Source organism: Flavobacterium solisilvae, from assembly GCF_012911605.1.
GTDB classification, from domain to species: Bacteria; Bacteroidota; Bacteroidia; order Flavobacteriales; family Flavobacteriaceae; genus Flavobacterium; species Flavobacterium solisilvae.
Genome location: NZ_JAAMPT010000208.1, coordinates 100348 through 124518, shown reverse-complemented (window position 1 = coordinate 124518; position 24171 = coordinate 100348). Strand labels below are relative to the sequence as shown.

General features: G+C 33.2%; 27 protein-coding genes. 19 read left to right on the top strand and 8 right to left on the bottom strand.

Annotated elements, in window-relative coordinates; genetic code table 11:
- Positions 1–4: 4 nt before the first annotated feature.
- The 14 genes from G6042_RS10885 to G6042_RS10820 all read left to right on the top strand — a co-directional run bounded on the left by G6042_RS10885 (position 5) and on the right by G6042_RS10820 (position 12500).
- Positions 5–394, top strand: a complete 390-nt coding sequence (locus G6042_RS10885; RefSeq protein ID WP_169524463.1) for a DUF6168 family protein — start codon at positions 5–7, stop codon at positions 392–394.
- Between the two features lie 115 nt (positions 395–509).
- Positions 510–1664, top strand: a complete 1155-nt coding sequence (gene atpB, locus G6042_RS10880; protein WP_169524462.1) for a F0F1 ATP synthase subunit A — start codon at positions 510–512, stop codon at positions 1662–1664.
- 33 nt (positions 1665–1697) lie between these two features.
- Entirely contained in the window at positions 1698–1889 is a 192-nt protein-coding gene (atpE, locus tag G6042_RS10875; protein WP_008255642.1) for an ATP synthase F0 subunit C, read from the top strand.
- A gap of 81 nt (positions 1890–1970) precedes the next feature.
- Positions 1971–2471, top strand: coding sequence for a F0F1 ATP synthase subunit B (locus G6042_RS10870; protein ID WP_169524461.1), 501 nt, complete (start codon positions 1971–1973; stop codon positions 2469–2471).
- Entirely contained in the window at positions 2471–3004 is a 534-nt protein-coding gene (atpH, locus tag G6042_RS10865; RefSeq protein WP_169524726.1) for an ATP synthase F1 subunit delta, read from the top strand. Before G6042_RS10870 ends, atpH begins: the two co-directional genes overlap by 1 nt.
- 21 nt (positions 3005–3025) lie before the next feature.
- On the top strand, positions 3026–4603 hold the full coding sequence (gene atpA, locus G6042_RS10860) for a F0F1 ATP synthase subunit alpha (protein WP_169524460.1): 1578 nt from the start codon (positions 3026–3028) through the stop codon (positions 4601–4603).
- A 72-nt stretch (positions 4604–4675) separates the two neighbouring features.
- Positions 4676–5533 carry an ATP synthase F1 subunit gamma gene (atpG, locus tag G6042_RS10855; RefSeq protein ID WP_169524459.1) on the top strand — a complete coding sequence of 286 codons (858 nt, stop codon included), beginning with the start codon at positions 4676–4678 and terminating at the stop codon, positions 5531–5533.
- Between the two features lie 105 nt (positions 5534–5638).
- The gene (locus G6042_RS10850; protein ID WP_169524458.1) at positions 5639–7099 is read left to right on the top strand and encodes a lipopolysaccharide biosynthesis protein; all 1461 of its coding nucleotides are present in this window, start codon (positions 5639–5641) and stop codon (positions 7097–7099) included.
- The gene (gene dut / locus G6042_RS10845) at positions 7099–7533 is read left to right on the top strand and encodes a dUTP diphosphatase (protein ID WP_169524724.1); all 435 of its coding nucleotides are present in this window, start codon (positions 7099–7101) and stop codon (positions 7531–7533) included. Before G6042_RS10850 ends, dut begins: the two co-directional genes overlap by 1 nt.
- A 131-nt stretch (positions 7534–7664) precedes the next feature.
- A complete protein-coding gene (locus G6042_RS10840) occupies positions 7665–7979 on the top strand; it encodes a GIY-YIG nuclease family protein (protein ID WP_169524457.1) in 315 nt (104 codons plus the stop codon).
- A 39-nt stretch (positions 7980–8018) separates the two neighbouring features.
- Positions 8019–9029 carry a sugar nucleotidyltransferase gene (locus tag G6042_RS10835; RefSeq protein WP_169524456.1) on the top strand — a complete coding sequence of 337 codons (1011 nt, stop codon included), beginning with the start codon at positions 8019–8021 and terminating at the stop codon, positions 9027–9029.
- An 84-nt stretch (positions 9030–9113) separates the two neighbouring features.
- Positions 9114–10463 carry a tetratricopeptide repeat protein gene (locus G6042_RS10830; RefSeq protein WP_169524455.1) on the top strand — a complete coding sequence of 450 codons (1350 nt, stop codon included), beginning with the start codon at positions 9114–9116 and terminating at the stop codon, positions 10461–10463.
- On the top strand, positions 10463–11230 hold the full coding sequence (locus G6042_RS10825; RefSeq protein WP_169524454.1) for a DUF4292 domain-containing protein: 768 nt from the start codon (positions 10463–10465) through the stop codon (positions 11228–11230). The genes G6042_RS10830 and G6042_RS10825 overlap by 1 nt, the downstream gene beginning before the upstream one ends.
- Before the next feature lie 16 nt (positions 11231–11246).
- Positions 11247–12500, top strand: coding sequence for a murein hydrolase activator EnvC family protein (locus G6042_RS10820; protein ID WP_169524453.1), 1254 nt, complete (start codon positions 11247–11249; stop codon positions 12498–12500).
- 35 nt (positions 12501–12535) lie between these two features.
- On the opposite strand, the gene G6042_RS10815 is transcribed toward G6042_RS10820, so the two are convergent.
- Together G6042_RS10815 and G6042_RS10810 are read right to left on the bottom strand one after the other, a co-directional pair.
- The gene (locus tag G6042_RS10815; protein ID WP_169524452.1) at positions 12536–13045 is read right to left on the bottom strand and encodes an acyl-CoA thioesterase; all 510 of its coding nucleotides are present in this window, start codon (positions 13043–13045) and stop codon (positions 12536–12538) included.
- A gap of 60 nt (positions 13046–13105) precedes the next feature.
- Positions 13106–14068, bottom strand: coding sequence for an HU domain-containing protein (locus G6042_RS10810; protein WP_169524451.1), 963 nt, complete (start codon positions 14066–14068; stop codon positions 13106–13108).
- Positions 14069–14171: 103 nt separating this feature from the next.
- Here G6042_RS10810 and dprA point away from each other — a divergent pair, with 103 nt between their 5' ends.
- Positions 14172–15275 (top strand): DNA-processing protein DprA, encoded by a 1104-nt coding sequence (dprA, locus tag G6042_RS10805; protein ID WP_169524450.1) that lies wholly within the window; start codon positions 14172–14174, stop codon positions 15273–15275.
- Here the strand turns inward: dprA and trpS are convergent.
- Entirely contained in the window at positions 15272–16255 is a 984-nt protein-coding gene (trpS, locus tag G6042_RS10800) for a tryptophan--tRNA ligase (RefSeq protein WP_169524449.1), read from the bottom strand. The two genes, dprA and trpS, sit on opposite strands and share 4 nt — an antisense overlap.
- A 70-nt stretch (positions 16256–16325) precedes the next feature.
- On the opposite strand from trpS, the gene G6042_RS10795 reads away from it, so the two are divergent.
- Positions 16326–17063, top strand: coding sequence for a lysophospholipid acyltransferase family protein (locus tag G6042_RS10795; RefSeq protein WP_169524448.1), 738 nt, complete (start codon positions 16326–16328; stop codon positions 17061–17063).
- Positions 17064–17148: 85 nt separating this feature from the next.
- Here G6042_RS10795 and G6042_RS10790 read toward each other — a convergent pair whose 3' ends face one another.
- From G6042_RS10790 to recA, 4 genes are all read right to left on the bottom strand, one after another.
- Positions 17149–18699, bottom strand: coding sequence for an outer membrane beta-barrel protein (locus tag G6042_RS10790; RefSeq protein ID WP_169524447.1), 1551 nt, complete (start codon positions 18697–18699; stop codon positions 17149–17151).
- On the bottom strand, positions 18696–19244 hold the full coding sequence (locus G6042_RS10785; RefSeq protein WP_169524446.1) for an RNA polymerase sigma factor: 549 nt from the start codon (positions 19242–19244) through the stop codon (positions 18696–18698). The genes G6042_RS10790 and G6042_RS10785 overlap by 4 nt, the downstream gene beginning before the upstream one ends.
- A gap of 10 nt (positions 19245–19254) precedes the next feature.
- A complete protein-coding gene (locus G6042_RS10780; protein WP_169524445.1) occupies positions 19255–19671 on the bottom strand; it encodes a hypothetical protein in 417 nt (138 codons plus the stop codon).
- Positions 19672–19762: 91 nt separating this feature from the next.
- Positions 19763–20767 carry a recombinase RecA gene (gene recA / locus G6042_RS10775; RefSeq protein ID WP_169524444.1) on the bottom strand — a complete coding sequence of 335 codons (1005 nt, stop codon included), beginning with the start codon at positions 20765–20767 and terminating at the stop codon, positions 19763–19765.
- A 141-nt stretch (positions 20768–20908) separates the two neighbouring features.
- Between recA and G6042_RS10770 the strand changes: the two genes are divergently transcribed.
- From G6042_RS10770 to G6042_RS10760, 3 genes are read left to right on the top strand one after another with little or no spacing between them, the layout of a single operon-like run.
- The gene (locus G6042_RS10770; protein ID WP_169524443.1) at positions 20909–21643 is read left to right on the top strand and encodes a lysophospholipid acyltransferase family protein; all 735 of its coding nucleotides are present in this window, start codon (positions 20909–20911) and stop codon (positions 21641–21643) included.
- 15 nt (positions 21644–21658) lie between these two features.
- Entirely contained in the window at positions 21659–22648 is a 990-nt protein-coding gene (locus G6042_RS10765) for an acyl-ACP desaturase (RefSeq protein ID WP_169524442.1), read from the top strand.
- Between the two features lie 55 nt (positions 22649–22703).
- Positions 22704–23348 (top strand): HD domain-containing protein, encoded by a 645-nt coding sequence (locus G6042_RS10760; RefSeq protein WP_169524441.1) that lies wholly within the window; start codon positions 22704–22706, stop codon positions 23346–23348.
- A 39-nt stretch (positions 23349–23387) separates the two neighbouring features.
- Here the strand turns inward: G6042_RS10760 and G6042_RS10755 are convergent, their stop codons facing one another.
- Positions 23388–24170, bottom strand: a complete 783-nt coding sequence (locus tag G6042_RS10755) for an enoyl-CoA hydratase/isomerase family protein (RefSeq protein ID WP_169524440.1) — start codon at positions 24168–24170, stop codon at positions 23388–23390.
- Position 24171 lies beyond the last annotated feature (1 nt).

Sequence of the window (24171 nt, the reverse complement as noted above, 5' to 3'; positions counted from 1 at the left end):
CATAATGACTTTCAAAACCTTTTTACATCTTTTTATTATTTCGATAATTGCTTTTGTAATTAATTTTTTTCTGGTGGAAAATGTTATTCCAAAGCATGAATTGGTAAAATGGACGTATTCTATAGCCAACTTATATTCTATGTTTTTTGTGTTTTCAGTAGTAATTATGAGTTTGCTATTATTCGTTAGAACAAAAAACCTCGACTACGTTGGTTATACCTATTTAATAGCAACATCAGTAAAAATGGGAATTGCTTATTTTTTATTGCGACCAATTTTAGCCACAACAACCGATGAAAATTCGACAGAGAAAATAAACTTTTTTATTGTTTTTATTTGTTTTTTGGCAATAGAAACACTTTTAACCATCAGAATTTTAAACAATAAGCAATAAATTGAAGAAAAATTGATAATTCAATTAAAAAAACAAAACTTATACTTTTTCATATTAATTAAAATTGTACTTTTGCACCAAATTTGAAGAAATAAAACTTTAGATAAAATCAGATATGGTGATTTCAAAAAAACCACTCCATTTTATAGTTGCAGCTTTAGTAGCATTTTTACCATTAGTTACTGTTGCAAATCCAACAATCGATTCAACTGCTGTTGAGCATACTTCAGTTACTACTGAAACAAAAACAGAACATCACGAAGGAGAATCGAAAGACTTAAAAACCGAGATTAAAGAATTCATTAATCATCACTTACAAGATTCTTATGATTTTCATTTGTTTTCTTATAAAGATGATGCAGAAGTAGAACACCATATTGGTTTTCCATTGCCAGTAATTCTTTGGGATAATGGTTTACAATTGTTTTCTTCTTCAAAATTCCACCATGGAGAAAGTGCTGCGGAAAGCAATGGAAATTACTACAGATTATTTCACGGAAAAATTTACAAAGTAGCCAATGCTGATGAACAAGTTGCTGTTGATGAAAATCATCATGCAACAAATGAAAAGCCATTCGATTTTTCTATCACTAAAAATGTATTCATGATGTTGGTGGTTTCAATAATCATGTTCTTGTTATTTACAAGCTTGGCAAAATCGTATGCAAAAAATGGCGGAATTGCAAAAGGTGCTGGTCGTTTCTTTGAGCCAATCATTCTTTATATTAGAGATGATATTGCTATTCCAAACATTGGAGAAAAGAAATATAAAAAATACATGAGTTATTTGTTGACGATTTTCTTCTTCGTTTGGTTCTTAAACATTTTCGGATTAACACCACTAGGAGTAAACGTTACGGGAAATATTGCTATTACTGCAGGTTTAGCATTGATAACTTATTTGATTACAACTTTTACAGCTAATAAAAATTATTGGGGACATATTTTTTGGATGCCTGGAGTTCCAACACCAATGAAATTGGTTTTAGCTCCAATAGAATTATTAGGAACAATCATTAAGCCTTTCTCATTGATGATACGTCTTTATGCAAACATTGTTGCTGGACACGTGGTTTTAATGAGTATCATTGGATTAATGTTTATTTTCAAAAACTGGTTAGGAAGTAGTTTATCTTTCGTACTTGCTTTTGCGTTATCATTATTAGAGATTTTAGTTGCCGCTTTACAGGCATATATTTTCACTATGTTATCAGCACTTTATTTTGGTGCTGCAAATGAAGAACATCATCACGATGATGCTCATCATTAATTAATTGAATGTTTAATTAAATATATATACATTATGCAAATTCCAACTATTGTAGGAGCAGGTTTGATCGTTATCGGTGCTGGTTTAGGTATTGGTAAAATTGGTGGTTCAGCGATGGACGCTATTGCTCGTCAACCAGAAGCATCTGGAAAAATCCAAACAGCTATGCTTATTGCTGCTGCTTTGATTGAAGGTATTGGTTTCGCTGCGTTATTCGCTGCTTAATCTATAAATTAACAACAGTTGCAACGGTTGGTTGTAACTGTTGTTTTTAAAATAAAATTTCTAAAACAGAATTTATATATAATGGAAAAATTATTAGAACAATTTTCACTTGGTTTATTTTTCTGGATGCTTGTCATCTTCGTTGCGTTGATATTCTTATTGAAAAAATTCGCTTGGAAACCAATTCTTGATGCGGTAAACGAAAGAGAAGAAGGAATTAAAAATGCATTGCTTTCTGCAGAAAATGCAAAAAAGGAAATGCAAAATCTTAAATCGGATAATGAGAAATTATTAGCTGAAGCAAGATTAGAGCGTGACACAATGATTAAAGAAGCTCGAGAAATCAAAGAAAAAATGATTAACGATGCTAAAACCGAAGCTCAAGTAGCTGGAGAAAAAATGATTTCTCAAGCAAAAGCGGCTATCGAAAGTGAAAAAAATGCTGCTATGGCTGAATTAAAAGCTAAAGTTTCTAGCTTATCAGTAGAAATTGCAGAGAAATTATTAAAAGACGAATTGTCTAACAAAGAAGCTCAAACTAAATTGGTTGAGAAAATGTTAGGTGATGTAAAATTAAATTAATCGTTATGTCAAGAGCTGCGATTAGATATGCAAAAGCAATTTTAGAAACGGCTGTTTCTGCTGGAAAAACCGTTCAGGTTAACGATGACATGAAGTCAATCGTTGACTCGGTTTCAGGTAGTCAAGAGCTAAGTGAATTTTTGTCAAGTCCAATCATTTCTTCTGAAGTGAAAATGAACGCTTTGTCTGAAGTATTTGCCAATGTTCAGTCAGAGACAAAAATGCTTTTTAAATTGTTACAAGAGAACAAAAGATTTGAAATTTTAGAATCAATCGCTTCACAGTTCAATCGTCTTTTTGATGAAATGAATGGAATTGAGGTTGCAAAAGTTACTACAGCTTTCCCAATCACACCTGAATTGGAAACTAAAGTTTTAGCAAAGATTGCTGAAATTTCAAACAAGAAAATAACTATCGAAAACATTGTTGATCCATCAATCATTGGAGGATTTGTGTTGAGAATAGGCGATAAACAATACAATGCTTCTGTTGCCAACAGATTGCAAGAATTAAAAAGAGAATTTAGTAATTAATTACCATTAAATATACAAACAATGGCAGAAATTAAAGCTGCTGAAATTTCAGCAATATTAAAGAAACAAGTAGAAGGATTTCAATCTGGAGCTACATTAGAAGAAGTAGGAACGGTTCTTCAAGTTGGTGATGGTATCGCTCGTGTTTACGGGTTATCCAATGCACAATACGGTGAGTTAGTACAATTCGAAAACGGATTGGAAGCTATCGTTTTGAACTTAGAAGAAGACAATGTTGGGGTTGTACTTTTAGGTCCATCTACTGGAATTAGAGAAGGTTCAACTGTAAAAAGAACACAACGTATTGCTTCATTAAAAGTTGGTGAAGGAATTGTAGGTCGTGTTGTAGATACATTAGGTAACCCAATAGATGGTAAAGGTCCAATTGGTGGTGATTTATACGAAATGCCATTAGAAAGAAAAGCTCCTGGAGTTATCTTCCGTCAACCAGTAACTGAACCATTACAAACAGGTATTAAGTCAATCGATGCGATGATACCAGTTGGTCGTGGACAACGTGAGTTGGTAATTGGTGACCGTCAAACAGGTAAAACTACAGTTTGTATTGATACCATTTTGAACCAAAAAGAATTCTACGATGCTGGTCAACCAGTATTTTGTATCTATGTTGCTGTAGGTCAAAAAGCGTCTACAGTTGCTGGAATTGCTAAAACATTAGAAGAAAAAGGAGCAATGGCTTACACAGTTATCGTTGCTGCAAATGCTTCTGATCCAGCGCCAATGCAGGTTTATGCGCCAATGGCTGGAGCTGCAATTGGAGAGTATTTCCGTGACTCAGGTCGTCCAGCTTTAATTATTTATGATGATTTATCAAAACAAGCGGTAGCTTACCGTGAAGTTTCTCTTTTATTAAGAAGACCACCAGGACGTGAAGCATATCCTGGAGACGTTTTCTATCTTCACTCTCGTTTATTAGAAAGAGCTTGTAAAGTAATTGCTGATGACGATATTGCAAGAAACATGAACGATTTACCAGATTCATTGAAACCAATCGTAAAAGGTGGCGGTTCTTTAACAGCTTTACCAATTATCGAAACTCAAGCTGGTGACGTTTCTGCTTATATTCCAACAAACGTAATTTCGATTACTGACGGACAGATTTTCCTTGATGGTGATTTGTTTAACTCAGGGGTTCGTCCAGCGATTAACGTAGGTATTTCGGTATCACGTGTTGGAGGAAACGCTCAAATTAAATCGATGAAAAAAGTTTCGGGAACATTAAAATTAGACCAAGCGCAATTCCGTGAATTGGAAGCGTTTGCTAAATTTGGTTCTGACCTTGATGCAGTTACTTTAAACGTAATTGAAAAAGGAAAAAGAAACGTTGAAATCTTGAAGCAAGCAGTAAACGATCCGTTTACAGTAGAAAATCAAGTTGCAATTATCTACGCAGGTTCTAAAAACTTGTTGAGAAACGTTCCAGTGAACAAGGTAAAAGAATTCGAAAAAGATTATATCGAGTACTTGAACAATAAACACAGAGATACTTTAAATGCTTTAAAAGCAGGTAAGTTAGATGATAACATTACTGACGTTTTAGAAAAAGTAGCTAAAGAAATTTCAGCAAAATATAATTAATAAAGTATTAAGTATTAAGTATAAAGAATTAAGATGTCTTTGTACTTAATACTAAAATCTTAATACAATAACATGGCAAACTTAAAGGAAATCCGTAATAGAATTACTTCCGTTCAGTCAACGATGCAAATTACATCGGCGATGAAAATGGTTTCTGCAGCAAAGTTGAAAAAAGCACAAGATGCGATTACAGCAATGCGTCCTTATGCCGAAAAATTAACGGAATTATTACAAAGTGTTAGCGCAACTCTTGAAGGCGATGCAGGCGGACAATTTACAGCACAACGTGAAGTAAATAAAGTCTTGGTTGTAGTGATTACTTCAAATCGTGGTTTGTGTGGCGCTTTTAATTCAAACGTAATTAAACAAGCTAAAGTTGTTGCTGAAAGTTACGCTGGAAAACAAGTAGATATTTTTGCCATTGGTAAAAAAGGAAACGACGTTTTAAGAAAAACGAACAACGTTGTAGCTAACCAAAGCGAAGTTTTTGACAAACTAACTTTTGATAATGTTGCCGAAATTGCTGAAGCATTAACATCAAAATTCACTTCTGGTGAATATGATAAAATTGAAATCATTTACAATCAATTTAAAAATGCGGCAACACAAATCGTAATGACGGAGCAATTTTTGCCATTGGCACCAGTTGTTTCAGAAAACACAACTGCTGGCGATTATATTTTTGAACCATCAAAAGAAGAAATTGTTTTGACATTGATACCAAAATCTTTGAAAACACAATTATACAAAGCCATCAGAGATTCATTTGCAGCAGAACACGGCGCGCGTATGACGGCAATGCACAAAGCAACTGACAACGCAACCGAGTTGAGAAATCAATTAAAATTAACCTATAACAAAGCACGTCAAGCTGCGATTACCGGAGAAATCCTTGAAATCGTTGGTGGAGCAGAAGCTTTGAACGGATAAGATAAACGGTAGTTTTTCAAATAATAAAAAGAGTCAACATTTGTTGGCTCTTTTTTTATTCATTCAATTTAATACCTATTTTTGTTCTTTCTATTATAACACACTTTGAGTTTATCTAAATCGCTTTTCAAACAAACGGCTATCTACGGATTAGCAACGGTTTTACCAAGGATAATTAGTTTTATTCTCAATCCTTTATTTGTAGAATATTTACCCGATAGAGCTGCGAATGGCGATGTAGCATTAATTTTTGCTTATTTGGTTTTTTTCAATGTCATTCTTGCTTATGGAATGGAAACCGCTTTTTTTAGGTTTTACAACAAAGAAGAAGATAAAAAATCAGTTATTTCAACCTCGATGGTTTCCTTGTTTTGGTCGTCAATCGCGTTTTTATTCATAGGTTTACTTTTTAGAAAAACCGTTGCCGATTGGACCAATATTAATGTAGAAAATATCACTTATGCTATTTGGATATTGGTTTTGGATGCGTTGGTTATTATTCCGTTTTCACGATTAAGAGCAGAAAAAAGACCAATGAAATATGCAGTTATCAAAATATTTAATGTTACTGTAAATCTATTACTTAACGTTTTCTTTTTAGTTTTTTTGCCAAAATGGGTTCAAAATCCTAATTATTCATGGTTGAAAATGTTGTACTACGAAAATTTTGAAGTAGGTTATGTTTTTGTTGCCGGATTAATTTCAAGTTTAGTAACCTTTATCATTCTTTCTCCCGATTATTTTAGAATAAGCTGGAAGTTTGATTCCGTTTTATGGAAAAAAATGTTCCGTTATGCTTTCCCAATCTTAATTGCCGGAATTGCTTTTGCCATCAACGAACATTTAGATAAAATTCTGTTAGAAAAACTAGGCGTTTCAAAGTCAGATATTGGTGCTTATTCGGCTTGTTATAAGATTGGAATGTTCATGGTTTTATTCCGAACAGCCTATACACTGGGGATTGAACCGTTCTTTTTTAGCTATGCTAACAATGAAAACGCACCACAAACCTACGCAACCATTACCAAATATTTTGTCATTTTTGGTTCGTTCATTTGCTTGTTTGTTATCGTTTTTGTCGATGTATTAAAGTACCTTTTAGTACCAAAAGAAGAATATTGGTACGCATTAGAAGTCGTTCCGTTAATTGTTTTAGCTAATTTTTTCCTCGGAATTTATACCAATTTATCCGTTTGGTACAAATTGATGGACAAAACAAAAGTTGGCGCTTACATTTCCATCGTTGGAGCATTGGTAACTTTAGCTTTAAACTTCATTCTAATCCAAAAATACAGCTACATCGGTTCAGCTATTGCAACCATTGCAGCTTATGGAACAATGATGATTATTTCCTATCAAATGGGACAAAAAAAGTATCCGATTCCTTATGAAATGAATGTTATTTTGAAGTACTTAGGAATTACCATTTTATTTTCCGCTATTTCATTTTATGTTCCTGTTCTAAGAGAAAATTATTTAGTCAAAATAGTGTTACTTTCCCTATTTTTATATTTTATTTATCACAACGAAAAAGCAACACTTTTACGAATTTTAAAAAGAAAATGATGCAGATAAAAATCATCAATAAATCCAGTCACGATTTACCCAACTACGAAACCATTGCCTCAGCAGGAATGGATTTACGCGCTAATATTCAAGAACCAATAACGCTGAAATCATTAGAAAGAACCATTGTAAAAACAGGACTTTTTATTGAATTACCAATCGGTTACGAAGCTCAAGTTCGACCAAGAAGTGGATTGGCTGCCAAAAAAGGAATTACCGTTCTCAATTCACCAGGAACAGTCGATGCCGATTATCGTGGAGAAATTGGCGTGATTTTAGTAAATTTATCCCAAGAAGATTTCGTTATAGAAAACGGCGAACGAATTGCACAACTAATAATCGCTAAACACGAACGCGCCGAATGGATTGAAGTTCAAGAATTAACCGAAACATCTCGTGGCGAAGGTGGATTTGGAAGTACAGGTGTAAAGTAAGAATTCCTGCGAAGGCAGGAATCTTGTGAATAGAATTAATTAGTTGAATTCAAGAAAGTATTCAAGTGCTTTTTGAGATGGTAATAATTATTTTAAATAAGTTTCCTGTCTTTGTAGGAATAAAGAAGAAAATGAAATTATGGTATGTCTATATAATGTCAAATAAACATCAAGGTGTTATTTATGTTGGAGTTACCGATAATTTAATGGAACGAGTTAAAGAGCATAAACTAAAAGTTTATCCAGATTCATTTACGGCTAGATACAATTGTGATAAATTAATTTATTTTGAAGAATGGGAAAACGGGTTTGAAGCTACAAAACGAGAGAAACAGTTAAAAAAATGGAAAAGAGATTGGAAAGTAAATTTAATTGAAGATATGAATCCAACTTGGATGGATATCAGTATGAATTGGAATTTCAATTTTAATAAAATAAGAAAATAAAGTTTAACCTAAAAGATACCCGCATTCGCGGGCAATTATATGAAAATAATAGTACCAATGGCTGGTCGTGGTTCAAGATTAAGACCACATACATTAACAATACCAAAACCATTAATTCCAATTGCAGGAAAACCAATCGTTCACCGTTTGGTTGAAGATATCGCAGGCGTTTTAAATCAACCGATAGAAGAAGTTGCGTTTATCATTCACGAAAGTTTTGGTAAAAAAGTAGAAGAAGATTTAATTGCCATTGCTGAAAAATTAGGTGCAAAAGGAACCATTTATTATCAAAACGAAGCACTTGGAACAGGTCATGCCATTATGTGTGCCAAAGATTCTTTGAGCGGTTCAGCGGTTATTGCATATGCCGATACGTTAATTCGTGCCGATTTCGATTTAGATCAAAATGCCGATAGCGTTATTTGGGTAAAACAAGTTGATCAACCTGAAGCTTTTGGTGTGGTAAATCTAAATGCTAATGGCGAAATAATCGAATTGGTAGAAAAACCAAAGGAATTTGTTTCTGATTTGGCGGTTATCGGAATTTACTATTTCAAAGACGTAGCGGTTTTGAAAAATGAACTGCAATCCGTTTTGGACAACAACATTATTCACGGCGGCGAATACCAAATTAACGACGGGATTAAGCAAATGATGGCAAAAGGCATGAAATTTGTACCAGGAAAAGTAGATGAATGGATGGATTGCGGAAACAAAGATGTTACGGTAGAAACTAATGGAAGAATGCTTGGGTTTTTACATAATGATGGTGAAAATTTAATTGCTCCAACCGTTAGAATAGAAAACTCAACCATTATTGAACCGTGTTTTATTGATGATGATGTAGTGTTGATTAATTCTATAGTTGGACCAAATGTTTCGCTAGGAAAAGCAACCCATTTAACGGATGTAAAAATTAAAAACAGTTTGGTTCAAACACACGCACATATTAAAAATGCCAATTTAGACAATGCTATGATTGGAAATCATGCTGCGTTTGATGGCAATTTTAAAAGTATAAGCATCGGAGATTATTCCGTTTTAGAATAGAAAGTACAACCATATCAAGGTTAGTGTAATTTCATTAATATAATAAGTTCGTGCAAATTCGTGCAATTCGTGTAAAATAAATAGATGAAAAAAATTCTTGTTTTCGGTTTACTTCTCGGAATATTTTTTATTCCCAACACGCTTTTGGCTCAAACTGAACCCGAAGATATTGCTACTGTTTCCAGTGAATTTCAGGATAATTATTATGAATCGCTGAAGCAAAAAGGAATAGAAAATTATGATAAAGCTATCATTTCTTTAGAAAAATGTTTAGCATTGGAACCTAATAATCCGGTTGTGTTTTTTGAATTAGGCAAAAATTATTTGGCACAAAAAAAATACAAAGATGCTTATGATAATTTTGAAAAAGTAACCAAAATCGATCCTAAGAATCGTTGGGCTTGGGTTGGAATGTATGACGTTTGTTATGATACGCAAGATTACAATCAAGCCATAATTTTGGTACAAAAACTAGTTGAATTCAAGAGCGAATACAAAGAAGATTTGGTTTCTCTATATATGAAAACAGCGCAGTTTGACAAAGCTTTACAATTGATAAACGAGTTGAATGAAACCGTCGGAAAATCAGACAAGCGAGAATTATACAAAGCCGATATTCTAAAAGATGCTAAATATCAAAGTGTTGAAAAAGTTGATTTGCTGAATAAAATCAAAAAAAATCCGAAAGAAGAATCCAATTATATTGCTTTGATTTATATGTATTCACAAAGCAATCAGGAAGAAAAGGCATTAGAAATCGCTCAAAAATTAGAAAAAGAAATCCCAACATCCGATTGGGCACAAGTAAGTCTTTTCAAATTTCATTTGAATAATAATGATGGTGAAAAAGCCGTAAAATCGATGAATATCGTTTTGCCAAGCGATAAAATTGATTCAAAAATCAAACACCGAATTTTAAACGAGTTTTTGATTTTTGCTAAAAAAAACCCACAGTTTGAACCCGATTTAGACAAAGCTATAGGTTACTTTAATGACGATAAAGATGTAAAAGTTTCCAAAGAAATTGCCAAGTTTTATTACCTAAAAAAAGAATGGAACAAAGCGGAGAAATATTTGAAAATGCATTTGAAATCAGCTCAAGATGATATCGAAGCGCAATTACTTTTGCTACAAACATTTACCGAATTATCACAATTTGAAAATGTTTCTAAAACGGCTGATGAATTGACGCAACTATTTCCTAATCAACCCGAGTTTTATTACTATGCAGGTTTGGGAAATAATCAGTTGGGTAATTTCAAAAAAGCCAAAGAATTTCTCGAAACCGGAGTAGATTTAATCATTGATGATGCTTCATTGGAGATCAATTTTTATGTACAACTAGGCGAAGCGTTTAACGGTTTGGGCGACATGAAAAAGAAAGAACAATATTTCACTAAAGCAGATGCTTTAATTAAAAAACAAAAAAGATAATGATAAAGAAAATTGCGCCAGCTCTTGTGTTTCTTTTTTTGATTTCATGTAAATCAAAAGCAGTACTTTCCGAAGGAAAAGCGGACGACGTTTTAAGTGCCAAAAAAATAATTGAAAATCATTACAACAATAAATTAGACTATAAAACGTTATACATTAAAGCATCGGCTCGATATGAAGATGATAAACAAAAGCAAAATGTTTCGGCTGATATTCGAATAAAAAAGGATGAAAAAATCTTGGTAAGCATTCGTTTTCTTGGAATAACAATGGCAAAAGCCTTGATTACACCTGATGAAGTGAAGTATTATGAAGTAATTAACGGAACTTATTTTGAAGGAAATTATGAATCGTTAAGTCAATGGCTTGGAACCGAATTGGATTTTCAAAAAGTACAAAACATGCTTCTTGGAAAACCAATGGACAATCTAGAAAACGGAAATTATAAGGAAGAAATCGCTGATAAATTATACCGATTGTTTGCTAAAGACAACAACATCGAAAAAGCATTTTCCTTTGAATCAGAACGATTTTTATTAAAAAAACAAGAGATTACTCAATTTGATAAAAACAGAATGGTAACGGTTAGTTATCCAAATTTTCAAAATGTTGCTTCATTAATTTTACCAACAAATATGTCAATTTCTGCCAATCAAGGAGACAAAAAAACAAATATTGATATTGAATATAAATCAATAGCTGTAGACGAAAGTTTTAATTTTCCATACAGTGTTCCAGAAGGTTATGAAAGAATTTTTATTAAATAAAATACACCGATTTACTATGTCTAAATACGTTTTAGGTTTACTTTTTTTATGTTTTGCTTCGCCAATGTGGAGTCAACTCACACAAGAACAATTGGAAGAACGAAAGCTAAAAATTCAGCAAGAAATTCAGGAAAAACAAGAGCTTTTAAAATCGGTTAAGAGCAAAGAAAAATCAGTTGTTAGTCAGTTATTAATCCAGAAAGAAAAAATTGGATTAAAAGAAAAACTCATCCGAACTACTGAAAAACAAACCAAGCTTTTGAGTGATGATATTTATACCAATCAACTAAAAATTAACCAATTAAATAGAGATTTAACTGAACTTAGAGAAGATTATGCTGAGATGATTCGCAAGTCGTATAAAAGTCGTTCTGAGCAAAGTCGCGCCATGTTCTTATTGTCTTCGGAAAACTTTTTACAAGCCTACAAGCGTGCGCAATACATGAAGCAATATGCTAGTTATAGAAAAATGCAAGGCGATGAGATTAAGCAAAAATCAGCTCAATTAATTGCGTATAACGAAAAAATTGGCGCTCAAAAACAAGAAAAAGAAAAGCTAATTATTGAAAACGAAAAGGAAAAACAAGAGCTTGAAAAAGAAAAACAAGAACAAGAAAAATTAGCCAAACAAATTCAAAAGGAGAAAGGAAAAATATCAGCTGAAATCAAGAAAAAGCAAGCTGAAACCAAAAAGATAGATGCCCAAATTAAGAAATTAATTCGCGATGCAATTGCCGCAGCCAATAGAAAAACAGCAGCTGAAAAAGCAAAATCTAACCCAAAAACAACTGCAACCGAGAAAAAAGCAATAGAATCATCAGATAAGATTATTTTAACACCAGAAGGAAAAATTGTTTCCGATAATTTTAAAGCTAATAAAGGAAGATTGCCTTGGCCAGTTGAAAAAGGAGCGATTAGTTTAGGGTATGGCGATCAACCGCATCCAGTTTTCAAATCCTTGACGGTTCACAATAGCGGAATTGAAATTTCTACTGAAAGCGGTGCATCGGCTAGAGCAGTTTTTGCTGGCGAAGTAACCCAAGTTCAATTAATCACGCCAGTTAAAAAGGCAGTTGTTGTAAAACATGGAGATTTCTTTACGGTATATCAAAATTTAAGTTCGGTAAATGTTCAAGCTGGAGACAAAGTTTCTGCCAAAGAAGTTATAGGAAAAATTAGAACTGATGGCGATGGACGAACAGTATTAAAATTTGTGGTTTCTCAAAACTCAAATTATTTTAATCCAACAACTTGGTTAGCACCGAGATAAAAAGAAAAGTCCCGAAAATTTTCGGGATTTTTTCATTATACAAACAACGCTTTCAATTCGGTAGCATCGTGAGGTTTCATTTTTCCAGCAAGAACCAAACTCAATTGTTTTCTACGTAAAGCAGCATCGTATCGTGCTTTTTCTTCTTCGGTTTCAGGAATAATTTGTGGCACCGGAACTGGATTTCCGGTTTCATCAACAGCTACAAAAGTATAAATAGCTTCGTTAGCTTTGGTTTTACTACCAGATTCTCTGTCTTCAATCCAAACATCCAAGTAAATTTCCATCGAAGAGTTGAAGGCACGCGAAACTTTGGCTTCAACAGTAACAACACTTCCCAGCGGAATAGATTTGTTAAACGCTACGTGATTTACCGATGCGGTTACAGTTATTCTACGTGAATGTCTTCGTGCAGCAATACTTGCAGCTCTATCCATTCTAGCCAATAATTCGCCACCAAATAGGTTATTTAAAGGATTGGTTTCACTCGGTAAAACTAAGTCGGTTAAAATCGTTAACGATTCTGAAGGATGTTTTGGGTTCATACTTTTTTTTTGCAAAGGTAATTACTGCAAATAAAAAATCCTGATTTCTCAGGATATATTTTATAATTCTTCAATTAGTAACCAAGCATCTTTATTATCTAGCTTTTTGATGTCTTTCATCGCATCGTGAGCTTCGGCATAAGAAGAAAAACTTCCATAAAGAACAGGAAATAAACCGTGCTTATTTGCTGGCAAACGTTTCGCTTTAAAGCCTAATCGAAGTAATGTTTTATATGCGTTTTCGGCATTACTTTCTATTCTAAAAGCACCAGCAACAACGTGATAAGGTTGTTTGTCTTCGCTTTTTGGAACAGTTAACGTTACACTCGGCAACGGATTATCAATAAAAAAAGTAGCTTCTTGAATTCTTTGATTTACTTTTTTCTGAACATTAGTTTCTACTAAAAGTGTTTCTTGAGCAATTTGGTTTTCGTAGTTTTCATACAATTTAAAACTAACAGCACTTGAAATTCCAGCAGTAAGCACAAAAACAGCGGCATATTTTAACCAATTTCTATTATTTCTTTTTTCTGGAGTAATAGTAATTGGAGCAATTTCTTCCAAAGTTTCCACTTGCTCTTTATAAACTTCACGTAGTGTTTCTCGTTGAACCGATGGCGAAGTATAGGAACTTAATCCGAATGATTCTTTTAGATAATTAACATGGTCAACAGGAATAAAAACTAGATTTTTTTCAGAATTTAAACTGAAACCTCCAACATTTTTTAACGTAAATTGACCAATTTCCTGAATCGTGTTTTTCCAAAGATTTACTTCATTTTGAATAACAGTTACAGCAACTTCATAGGTTATTTTTTCGGCTTGCGCCAAATGATTTGCCAGTAATCCGTCGTTATTTTTTAAATAAGGATTAAACGAAATAGATTTCTTTGGAGGAAAAAATGAATGTGAACTTTCGTCAATTTGTGCCGACTGAAATTCGGTTAAAAACGCACCAAATCCTGGCACGGTAACACATTGATAGCGGTATAATAATTGGGAAATATGGTGTTCAATCTTCATAGTAGCAAATTTAGATAAACAATACTTTTGACAAAAAAATATTCACAATATTTATTAACAATCGAAATAAAAAAATGTATATATTGCCTCACAAATAGTTAGGATGATTTCAGACGATTTACAGTATGTTTTGGCTTTGCAAAAAGTAGAAGGTGTTGGCGATATTGTTGCCAAAAAACTCATTAATCATTGTGGTTCAGCGAAAGAAGTTTTTAATTCGAAATCGCAACACCTAAAAAGTATTGACGGAGTTGGCGATGTTTTGATTAAAAATTTGAAGGATAAAACCGTTCATGAAAAAGCGGAACAAGAATTAAAATTCATTGAAGCCGAAAATATCAACTTTTGCTATTATCAAAACGAAAATTATCCTGACAGATTAAAACATTGTATCGATGGACCAATTCTTCTTTTTACTGCAGGAAATTTGGATTTCAATAACCGAAGAATGATTAGCATAGTTGGAACTAGACAAATTACTTCTTATGGAACCGAATTTTGCAAAAAACTAATCGAAGATTTAGCTGTTTTTAACCCAATTATTGTTAGTGGATTTGCTTATGGCGTTGATATTGTAGCACATCAAGCCGCAATGGATAATAACCTTCAAACTATTGGTGTTTTGGCACATGGATTAAATCAGATTTATCCGAAAACCCACAAAAAATATGTTGCCAAAATGGAACAAAACGGTGGTTTTCTAACCGAGTTTTGGAGTAATTCAAATCCTGATAAAGAAAATTTTGTTCGCAGAAATCGGATTGTTGCTGGAATGAGCGAAGCCACGATTGTAATTGAAAGTGCCGAAAAAGGTGGTTCGTTAATCACGGCAAATATTGCTAATGATTACAGCCGAGATGTTTTTGCCGTTCCAGGAAGAACAACCGATAAATATAGCCAAGGTTGCAACGATTTGATTAAAACCCAACGCGCTAATTTAATGACATCGGCGGCAGATTTAATTTACAATCTCAATTGGGAATTGGAAAGCAAACCGACAAAATCGGTACAAAAACAACTTTTTGTTTCCTTAGATAATGACGAGCAAAAAATTTATGATTACCTTCTTAAAAATGGAAAGCAACTACTAGATGTAATTGCTCTCGATTGTGATTTTCCGATATTTAAAATTTCTTCTATATTACTGAATATGGAATTAAAAGGCGTAATTCGTCCGTTGCCAGGAAAATTATTTGAAGCGGTTTAATTTTTTTCAAACCCCAATTTTTCTCTTACTTTATTCAAAACACCATCAGCAACTAGGGAAGCTTTTTTGGCACCTTCTTTTAAAAGTTCGTCCACTTCATTTAGGTTGTTGATATAGTAATTGTATTTTTCTCTTTCGGTTTTAAAACGTTCCACGATAAGTTCAAACAATGCTTGTTTAGCATGACCATAACCAAAATCACGATTAACGTTTTGGTATTTCACTTTCATCTCAGCAATTTGCTCAGCATTGGCAACTAATTTATAAATCGCAAAAATTTTACACGTATCTGGATTTTTCGGCTCTTCAAGTGGCGTGCTGTCGGTTTCAATGCTCATAATTTGCTTGCGCAATGCTTTATCATCTAAGAAAATATTGATGATATTTCCACGAGATTTACTCATTTTATGTCCGTCAGTTCCAGGAATGTACATGGTTTCTTCTTGTACTTTTCCTTCAGGAAGTACAAAAGTTTCGCCCATTTGATTGTTGAATTTTGAAGCAACATCACGAGTAATTTCGATGTGTTGCATTTGGTCTTTTCCAACAGGAACAAAATCGATGTCATACAACAAAATATCTGCAGCCATCAACATTGGATAAGAAAATAATCCGGCATTTACATCGGCTAATCTATCGGCTTTGTCTTTAAAAGAATGAGCTAAAGTCAAGCGTTGAAACGGAAAAAAGCAGCTCAAATACCAAGATAATTCAGCCGTTTGCGCTACATCACTTTGACGATAGAAAACAACATTGTTTATATCTAAACCACAAGCAAGCCAAGTTGCCGCAACACTATATGTATTTGCTCGAAGCGTTTCACCATCTTTTATTTGAGTAATCGAATGCAAATCGGCGATAAAAAGAAAAGTTTCGTTTTTTTCGTCTTTTGATAACTCAATGGCTGGAATAATTGCTCCTAATAAATTTCCTAAATGTGGCGTTCCTGTACTTTGTACTCCGGTTAATATTCTTGACATTTTTTTTGATTTTACCGCAAAGTTAATCCTTTGTTACAAAAATTGCATACGTTTTATTACATTTGACAACATGAGAACAGTAAAAATTATTTTTTGGACATTATATCGAGTTTGGTTTTATATCCTAATGGCGATTCCAATAATAGTGATGTTTCCGTTTTTGTTCATTTCGATACTTTCGGAAAAATGGTATCCTTACTTTTTTATCATGGCAAGAATTTGGGCAAAATGTATTCTTTTTGGAATGGGTTTTCCAACTAAAGTTACTTTTGATCAAGAAATAGAAGAAGGAAAAAGTTATATGTTTGTTGCCAATCATACTTCGATGACTGATATTATGCTGATGCTTTCTATTGCTAAAAATCCGTTTGTTTTTGTTGGTAAAAAAGAACTTTCGAAAATTCCGTTATTTGGATTTTTCTATAAACGAACCTGTATTTTGGTTGACAGAAGCAGTTCCAAAAGTAGAATGGAAGTTTTTCAACGTGCGCAAAAACGTATCAATCAAGGTTTGAGTATTTGTATTTTTCCCGAAGGTGGCGTTCCTGACGAAAGTATTTTGTTAGATGAATTTAAAGATGGTGCTTTTCGATTGGCACTTGAACACGAACTTCCAATCGTTCCAATGACTTTTTATGACAACAAACGTCTTTTTTCATATACTTTTTTTAGCGGAAGTCCAGGATTGATGCGAGCAAAAGTGCATCGTTTTTTTGAAACTAAAAATCAAAATCCCGAGTATAAAAAAACATTGAAAGAAGAAGTGAGAAATGTGATTTTAGCTGAATTGCAAAATGATTTAAAATAAAAAAGAGTTCCGAATTTCGAAACTCTTTTTAGTTATCGCTCGAAAGCCAATAACACCACTTAACTATCTTTAAACTAAACTTAACTTAAAATCGATAACTTACACCAGTGTAAATTCCAAAAATATAGGGTTTGAAATTTTGTGAATCTCGGGTGAAAGTATTGAGTTGGTATTTGAATGTTGGTTCAATTCGCGCTTGAAAATTCTTTAAAAAACCATAGTTTAAACCAACACCAAAGTTGGTACTAAAATGGACAGAATTCAAGTTAGTCGCTTCGCCAATTTTCATCGTCATATCATCGGTTTGAAGAAAAACTTCATTTTCATTAAGGAATAAAGTACTCATTCCACCAAGGATTTCTACGCCAAATTTTTTGTCAACTAATTTATAAGAAACCTCGAAAGGCATTTCGATGTAACCCATTTTTTGGTTTAAGACACCAAGATTTTGTTCTCCTTGTGTTCGGTTAAAAGTTGTTACAACATTTTTAATAGGAACAATTTCTATTAATGAACCTTGAAGCGTTGGATCAACATTTCGCATCATTCTGGCGTTACTATTTTGAAAAAATGTAATATCATTGGTGTTATAATTAACAGTAAAAGCATTAACTCCAGTTCTAATTTTTACTTTTTTGGACACAGCATAATCAACGGCAACACCATAACTAATGTTGTTATTGTAGCTTTTGGTATTTTCATCCAAAGCATTGTCAAGCGGCGAACCGTTTTCGAAAGAACCAAAGTAAATAGGCGCAAGATTAGGTGTAACTTGCCACCTATTTAATTTTTGTTCTTTGGCAATCTGTTTTTCTTTTTCATTTAGCAATTCTTCCAATTCGTTTTTTTCTACAGTAGCAACAGCTGTAGAATCTTTTGGAATAGTAATGTCACCTTTTATAGCAATATTGTCTTGATTTTTCATAGCAATTTTATCAGTTCCAATATTGTTTTCTGTTTTCAACGGATTTTGATTTTCAATCAAAGTTGAATTGTTTTTTTCTTTAATATCGTTAGCCAAATTGTTTTCGGCTAAAGGATTTTTATTATTTTCAAATGCAGCAGAGTTTTCAGATACAGAGTTGAATTTACTGTTTTTGTGGTTCGCTTTTTTAAGTTCTGTTTTTGTTGCAACAGCTTCTTCTTTAGCTATAATAATTCCAGAATTTTTTTGTTGAACCGTTTTTTTCTTTTTGTTGTTTGTATTCAATTTTGTTGATTCCGATGAATTTGATTCGTTTATAGTTTCGTCAGAAGAATTGCTTTCGGATGAATTATTATTTTCGGTTGAGACAATGGCGTTTTGATTGTTTTCAGATGCATTTTTGTTAAAAATAGCATCAGATTTTTTATTGTCTAACGTATCATTTTCATCAGAACTTTGTTTGTTGTTGTCATTAATGACAATACCGTTAGAAGGATTTATGGTTTGATTGGTATTGGAATTCCAAACCAATAAACCAACCACGAAAAGTGCTGCAACACCAGATGATATCCACCAAAAAGGTATTACGCGTCGTTTTTTCTTTTCTTTTAGTTTTTCTTCTATGTTTTCCCAAACAGATTCTGGCGGATTGACTTCAAAATTTTGAAATTTCTCCTGAAAGAGTTGGTCTAAATTTTTTCTTGTACTCATTTTACGGATGGTATTTTTTTACTACCAGTATTTTGTTCTATTTTTTCTTTTAAAATCATTTTTGCTCTGGATAAATTGGATTTTGATGTGCCAATATTTATCGAAAGCATGTCTGCAATTTCTTGATGTGAATAGCCGTCGATAGTATAAAGATTGAAAACCAATCGATATCTATCGGGTAATTCCTGAATGATTTTGGTTAAAAACTCGATGGATATTTCCTCTTCGTTTTCAATTTCTACGTCTATTTCTTCGGGAACATTGTCGTTTACTAAACTCAAAAAGGTTTCTTTTCGATATTGTTGAAGAATGAAGTTAACCATTACTTTTTTAATCCAGCCATCAAAAGAACCTTTAAAAGAAAACAGATGAATTTTTTCAAAAATGAGTAAAAATCCATCTTGCAAATTATCTTGTGCTTCGGTATAGTTACGAGAATACTTTAAGCAAACAGAAAACAATTTTGGAGCATACTGTCGGTATAATTGTTCTTGTGCTTTTATGTCATTCTTTTTACAATCATTTATGAGTTGTTCTATACTCAAAGTCTACTATTTAATGATCAACAACTACTTCGTGCTCAATATATTGGTCAGTTCCGTTAGTATCAACTCCTGTCCAAAATCTGAAATTATATGTTCCTATAGCTTTTGGTTTGAAACTCAAAGGAACTGTTAGCGGATAATCATTTCCGCTACCATCTATACAATTGGAATTACTAACTTTTGAACAATAAACAGCAACTGTTCTTTCGTTACCAATGCTGTTATAATAAAAATTCGAAAACACGTGACATGATGTTGGTCTTATGTAGGTAACCGGAATTTCAGTAATGCTATCAACCCTAAATTTAGTTGGCATTTCTACACTTGAAACGGGTACAATTTCTGGATTAAACCCTTCATTTGTGTTCTCAAGACTACATGAAAACAATAGTATACTTGATAATGTTATAAAAATAAACTTCTTCATTTTTGGTATTCTTTTTCAGTTAGATGTTCTATTTTACTAATGGTTGCGTTAGTTTTATAAAAAAATCCCGCTTTTAACGGGATTTAACATTTTAAGCATTATTTTCTTTGATATACTCTTTGATTTTTTGTTCCAATTCGTCGGCTAATTCTGGATTGTCTTTAATTAAAGCTTTTACGGCATCACGACCTTGTCCAAGTTTTGTATCGCCGTAACTGAACCACGAACCTGCTTTTTTGATAATTTCAAATTCAACAGCCAAATCCAAAATCTCTCCAGTTTTTGAAACACCTTCGCCATACATGATGTCAAATTCAGCGGTTTTAAATGGTGGTGCAACTTTGTTCTTGATTACTTTTACCTTGGTTCTGTTACCAATTACATTTTCACCGTCTTTGATTTGTGAAGCGCGACGAATATCTAAACGAACTGAAGCATAGAATTTCAAAGCATTTCCTCCAGTTGTTGTTTCAGGATTTCCAAACATTACACCAATTTTCTCTCTCAACTGATTGATGAAAAATACAGTACAATGTGTTTTACTAATTGTTCCAGTTAATTTTCTCAAGGCTTGTGACATCAATCGAGCGTGTAATCCCATTTTTGAATCGCCCATTTCGCCTTCAATTTCACTTTTTGGTGTTAAAGCGGCAACCGAGTCAATAACCACAATATCAATTGCTCCTGAACGGATAAGGTTTTCGGCAATTTCCAAAGCTTGCTCTCCGTTATCAGGTTGCGAAATGATAAGATTTTCAATATCAACACCTAATTTTTCAGCATAATGTCTGTCAAAAGCATGTTCGGCATCAATAAATGCTGCAATTCCGCCAGCTTTTTGTGCTTCGGCAATGGCGTGAAGTGTTAACGTTGTTTTACCCGAAGATTCCGGACCATATATTTCGATAATTCTTCCTTTTGGATAACCATTTACACCCAAAGCTAAATCAAGACCAAGCGAACCCGAAGAGATAACTTCTACTTCTTCAACAGCTCTGTCGCCCATTTTCATAACGGTTCCTTTTCCGTAAGCTTTATCTAGTTTGTCTAATGTTAATTGTAATGCTTTTAATTTGGCTTCTTTTTCTGAACTCATTTTCTCTTTTATAAATTGATTTGCACTTATTTTTCGTAAAAATAATGCTTTTTTTGATGTGAAATTCAACAATAATTTAAGATTTATAAACAATCTAAAGCCAAATATAATCCGTACTTTTGTATTCTATTTTTGAAAACTATGGAAAAACTGGTTTCTTACCCGATATCAGTCGTTTATTATTTGTGTTTCGGATTGACATTGGTTATTTTTCATCCAATTCAATGGATTTGTCTCAATGTTTTTGGATATCAAGCGCACAAAAAAAGTGTAGATTATCTTAACTTGTTTTTAGTCAGATGTACGAATATTTTAGGAACAACTTATTCGGTTAAAAACAAAGAAATCATTCCAAATAATGTCCCGATAATTTTTGTGGCAAATCATCAAAGTTTGTATGATATCATTGGGATTATCTGGTATTTACGAAGATTTCATGCTAAGTTTGTCAGCAAAAAAGAATTAGGAAAAGGCATTCCGAGTGTTTCTTATAATTTGCGTCACGGAGGTTCAGTTTTAATCGATAGAAAAGATCCAAAACAAGCTTTGCCAGTAATTAAAGGATTGGGTGAATACATTGAAAAAAATAAACGTTCAGCAGTAATTTTCCCGGAAGGAACGAGAAGCAAAACTGGAAAACCAAAGGAATTTGCTCAAAGCGGTTTGAAGATTTTATGTAAATATGCACCGAATGCTTACATAGTTCCAATTTCAATTAATAATTCATGGAAAATGGTCAAATTTGGCGCTTTTCCAATGGGATTAGGAAATAAATTAGAATTTATAATTCACGAACCAATGGCGGTAAAGGATTATTCATTTGAAGAAATAATGCAAAAAACAGAAAGTGCTGTTGTAAGCGCTATCAAAATATAATTAAAAATAAATAGAATGTCATTAAAAAATGTCCGATTGGAAGTAATGCAGTTTTTGGAAAAAAACGTCGATAGTTTTGTCGATCAGTTTTTGATTCCGGTAGAAAAAATTTGGCAACCTTCTGATTTTTTACCCAATTCGGAAAACGAAAACTTCATTGAAGAAGTAAAAGAATTACGCGAAATAGCCAAAGATTTACCCTATGATTTTTGGGTTGTAATGGTTGGCGATACGATTACTGAAGAAGCTTTGCCTACATACGAATCTTGGCTAATGGAAGTTGAAGGTGTTGATAACGAAGGTCGAAATGGTTGGTCAAAATGGGTTCGACAATGGACTGGCGAAGAAAATCGTCACGGTGATTTGTTGAATAAATATTTGTATTTATCAGGTCGTGTAAATATGCGTGAAGTTGAGGTTACAACACAACATTTAATCAATGACGGATTCGACATTGGAACCGGAAAAGATCCGTATAAAAACTTCGTTTACACTAGTTTCCAAGAATTAGCGACTTATATTTCTCACAATAGGGTTTCACAATTAGCCAAACAATATGGCGATAAAAAATTGTCTAAACTTTGCAAAATGATTGCTGGTGACGAAATGCGTCATCATCATGCGTATTCGGAATTTGTAACTCAAATTTTTAAAGTTGATCCTTCCGAAATGATGTTGGCTTTTCAATATATGATGAAGCAAAAAATTACGATGCCAGCTCATTTCTTGAGAGAATCAGGAGAAAAAATAAGCACAGCATTTGAAGAGTTTTCTAATTCAGCTCAAAAAATTGGAGTTTATACAGCTAATGATTATGTGGAAATTTTGCAGAAATTAGTCGATAAATGGGAAATTTCAAAAATGACTAATCTAACCGATGAAGCCGAAAAAGCCCGTGATTATTTAATGAAATTACCAGCTAGAATGGCAAAAATATCGGAACGATTAGTATTGCCAGATGATACTAAAATCTTCAAATGGGTTGAACCAGCTTTAATCAAGTAAAAGAAATATAAACTAAATCCTTTCCGAAAGAAAGGATTTTTTTAAACCAAAATTTATGTCAGTAATAGATAATACCATACTTTTTGTAAAACAACAATTAGAAAATGCCGAAGGTGGACACGATTGGTTTCATATTGAACGAGTGTATAAAAACGCATTATTGATTGCGAGAGAAGAAGAATGTGATTTGGAAGTTGTAAAACTCGGTGCTTTGCTTCACGATATTGCAGATAGTAAGTTTCACAATGGAGACGAAACGGTTGGTCCAAAAACAGCTCGAAATTTTCTCGAAAAAGAGAATGTTCCTGAAGAAACCATTCAACATGTGGTAAATATCATTGAGAATATTTCGTTTAAAGGTGGAAATTTTGAAAAGAAATTTACTTCAAAAGAACTCGAAATTGTTCAAGACGCCGATAGGTTGGATGCCATTGGCGCAATTGGAATTGCAAGATGTTTCAACTATGGCGGATTTAAAAATAGAGCATTATTCAATCCAGCAATTCCTCCAAAAATGAATATGACCAAGGATGAATATAAAAACAGTGATTCGCCGACGATAAATCATTTCTACGAAAAATTGCTGCTCTTAAAAGACAAGATGAACACCGAAACAGGAAAGAAAATCGCTTTGGAACGCCATAAATACATGGAAAATTTCCTGTCCCAATTTTATGCCGAATGGGAAGGCGAGAAATAAAAAAGAGAACCTAAATTGATTCTCTTTTTGCTTTATAATTTATTTCCCAGTAAAACTTGCTTTTCGTTTTTCTAAGAAAGCAGTTGTTCCTTCTTTAAAATCTTCGGTGCCAAAACATTTTCCGAAGTTTCTAATTTCTACATCAAATCCGTCAACATCGTGTTTGTAATTAGCATTTATTGCTTTGATGGCTTTACCGATTGCCATTGGGGAATTTTTCATGATTTTAGCAGCAATTCCTTTGGTAAATTCTACTAATTCAGCTTGTGGAACAACATGATTTACCAATCCATAAGATTTTGCCGTTTCGGCATCAATCATTCCAGCAGTCATGATTAATTCCATCGCACGACCTTTTCCAATCAGTTGCGGTAAACGTTGCGTTCCGCCATAACCTGGAATAACTCCAAGGGAAACTTCTGGTAATCCCATTTTGGCATTATCGGAAGCAATTCTAAAATGACACGCCATGGCTAATTCTAATCCGCCGCCAAGTGCAAAACCGTTCACAGCAGCAATAACCGGAGTTTTTAGTTTTTCTACAAAATCAAATAATAATTCTTGTCCTTGAGCTGCCAATTGTGCGCCTTCTTCTACCGAAAAATTAGCAAATTCCGAAATATCGGCTCCAGCAACAAATGCTTTTTCGCCTTCACCAGTAATGATAATTACGCGAACATTTTCGTCTTTTTCAAGGTTTTCAAAAGCATCGTGAAGTTCTTGAATAGTAACTTTATTTAATGCGTTTAATTTTGATGGACGATTAATTGTTACTTGTCCGATGCCGTTTTCAGTGGTAATGAGTATGTTTTCGAAGTTCATA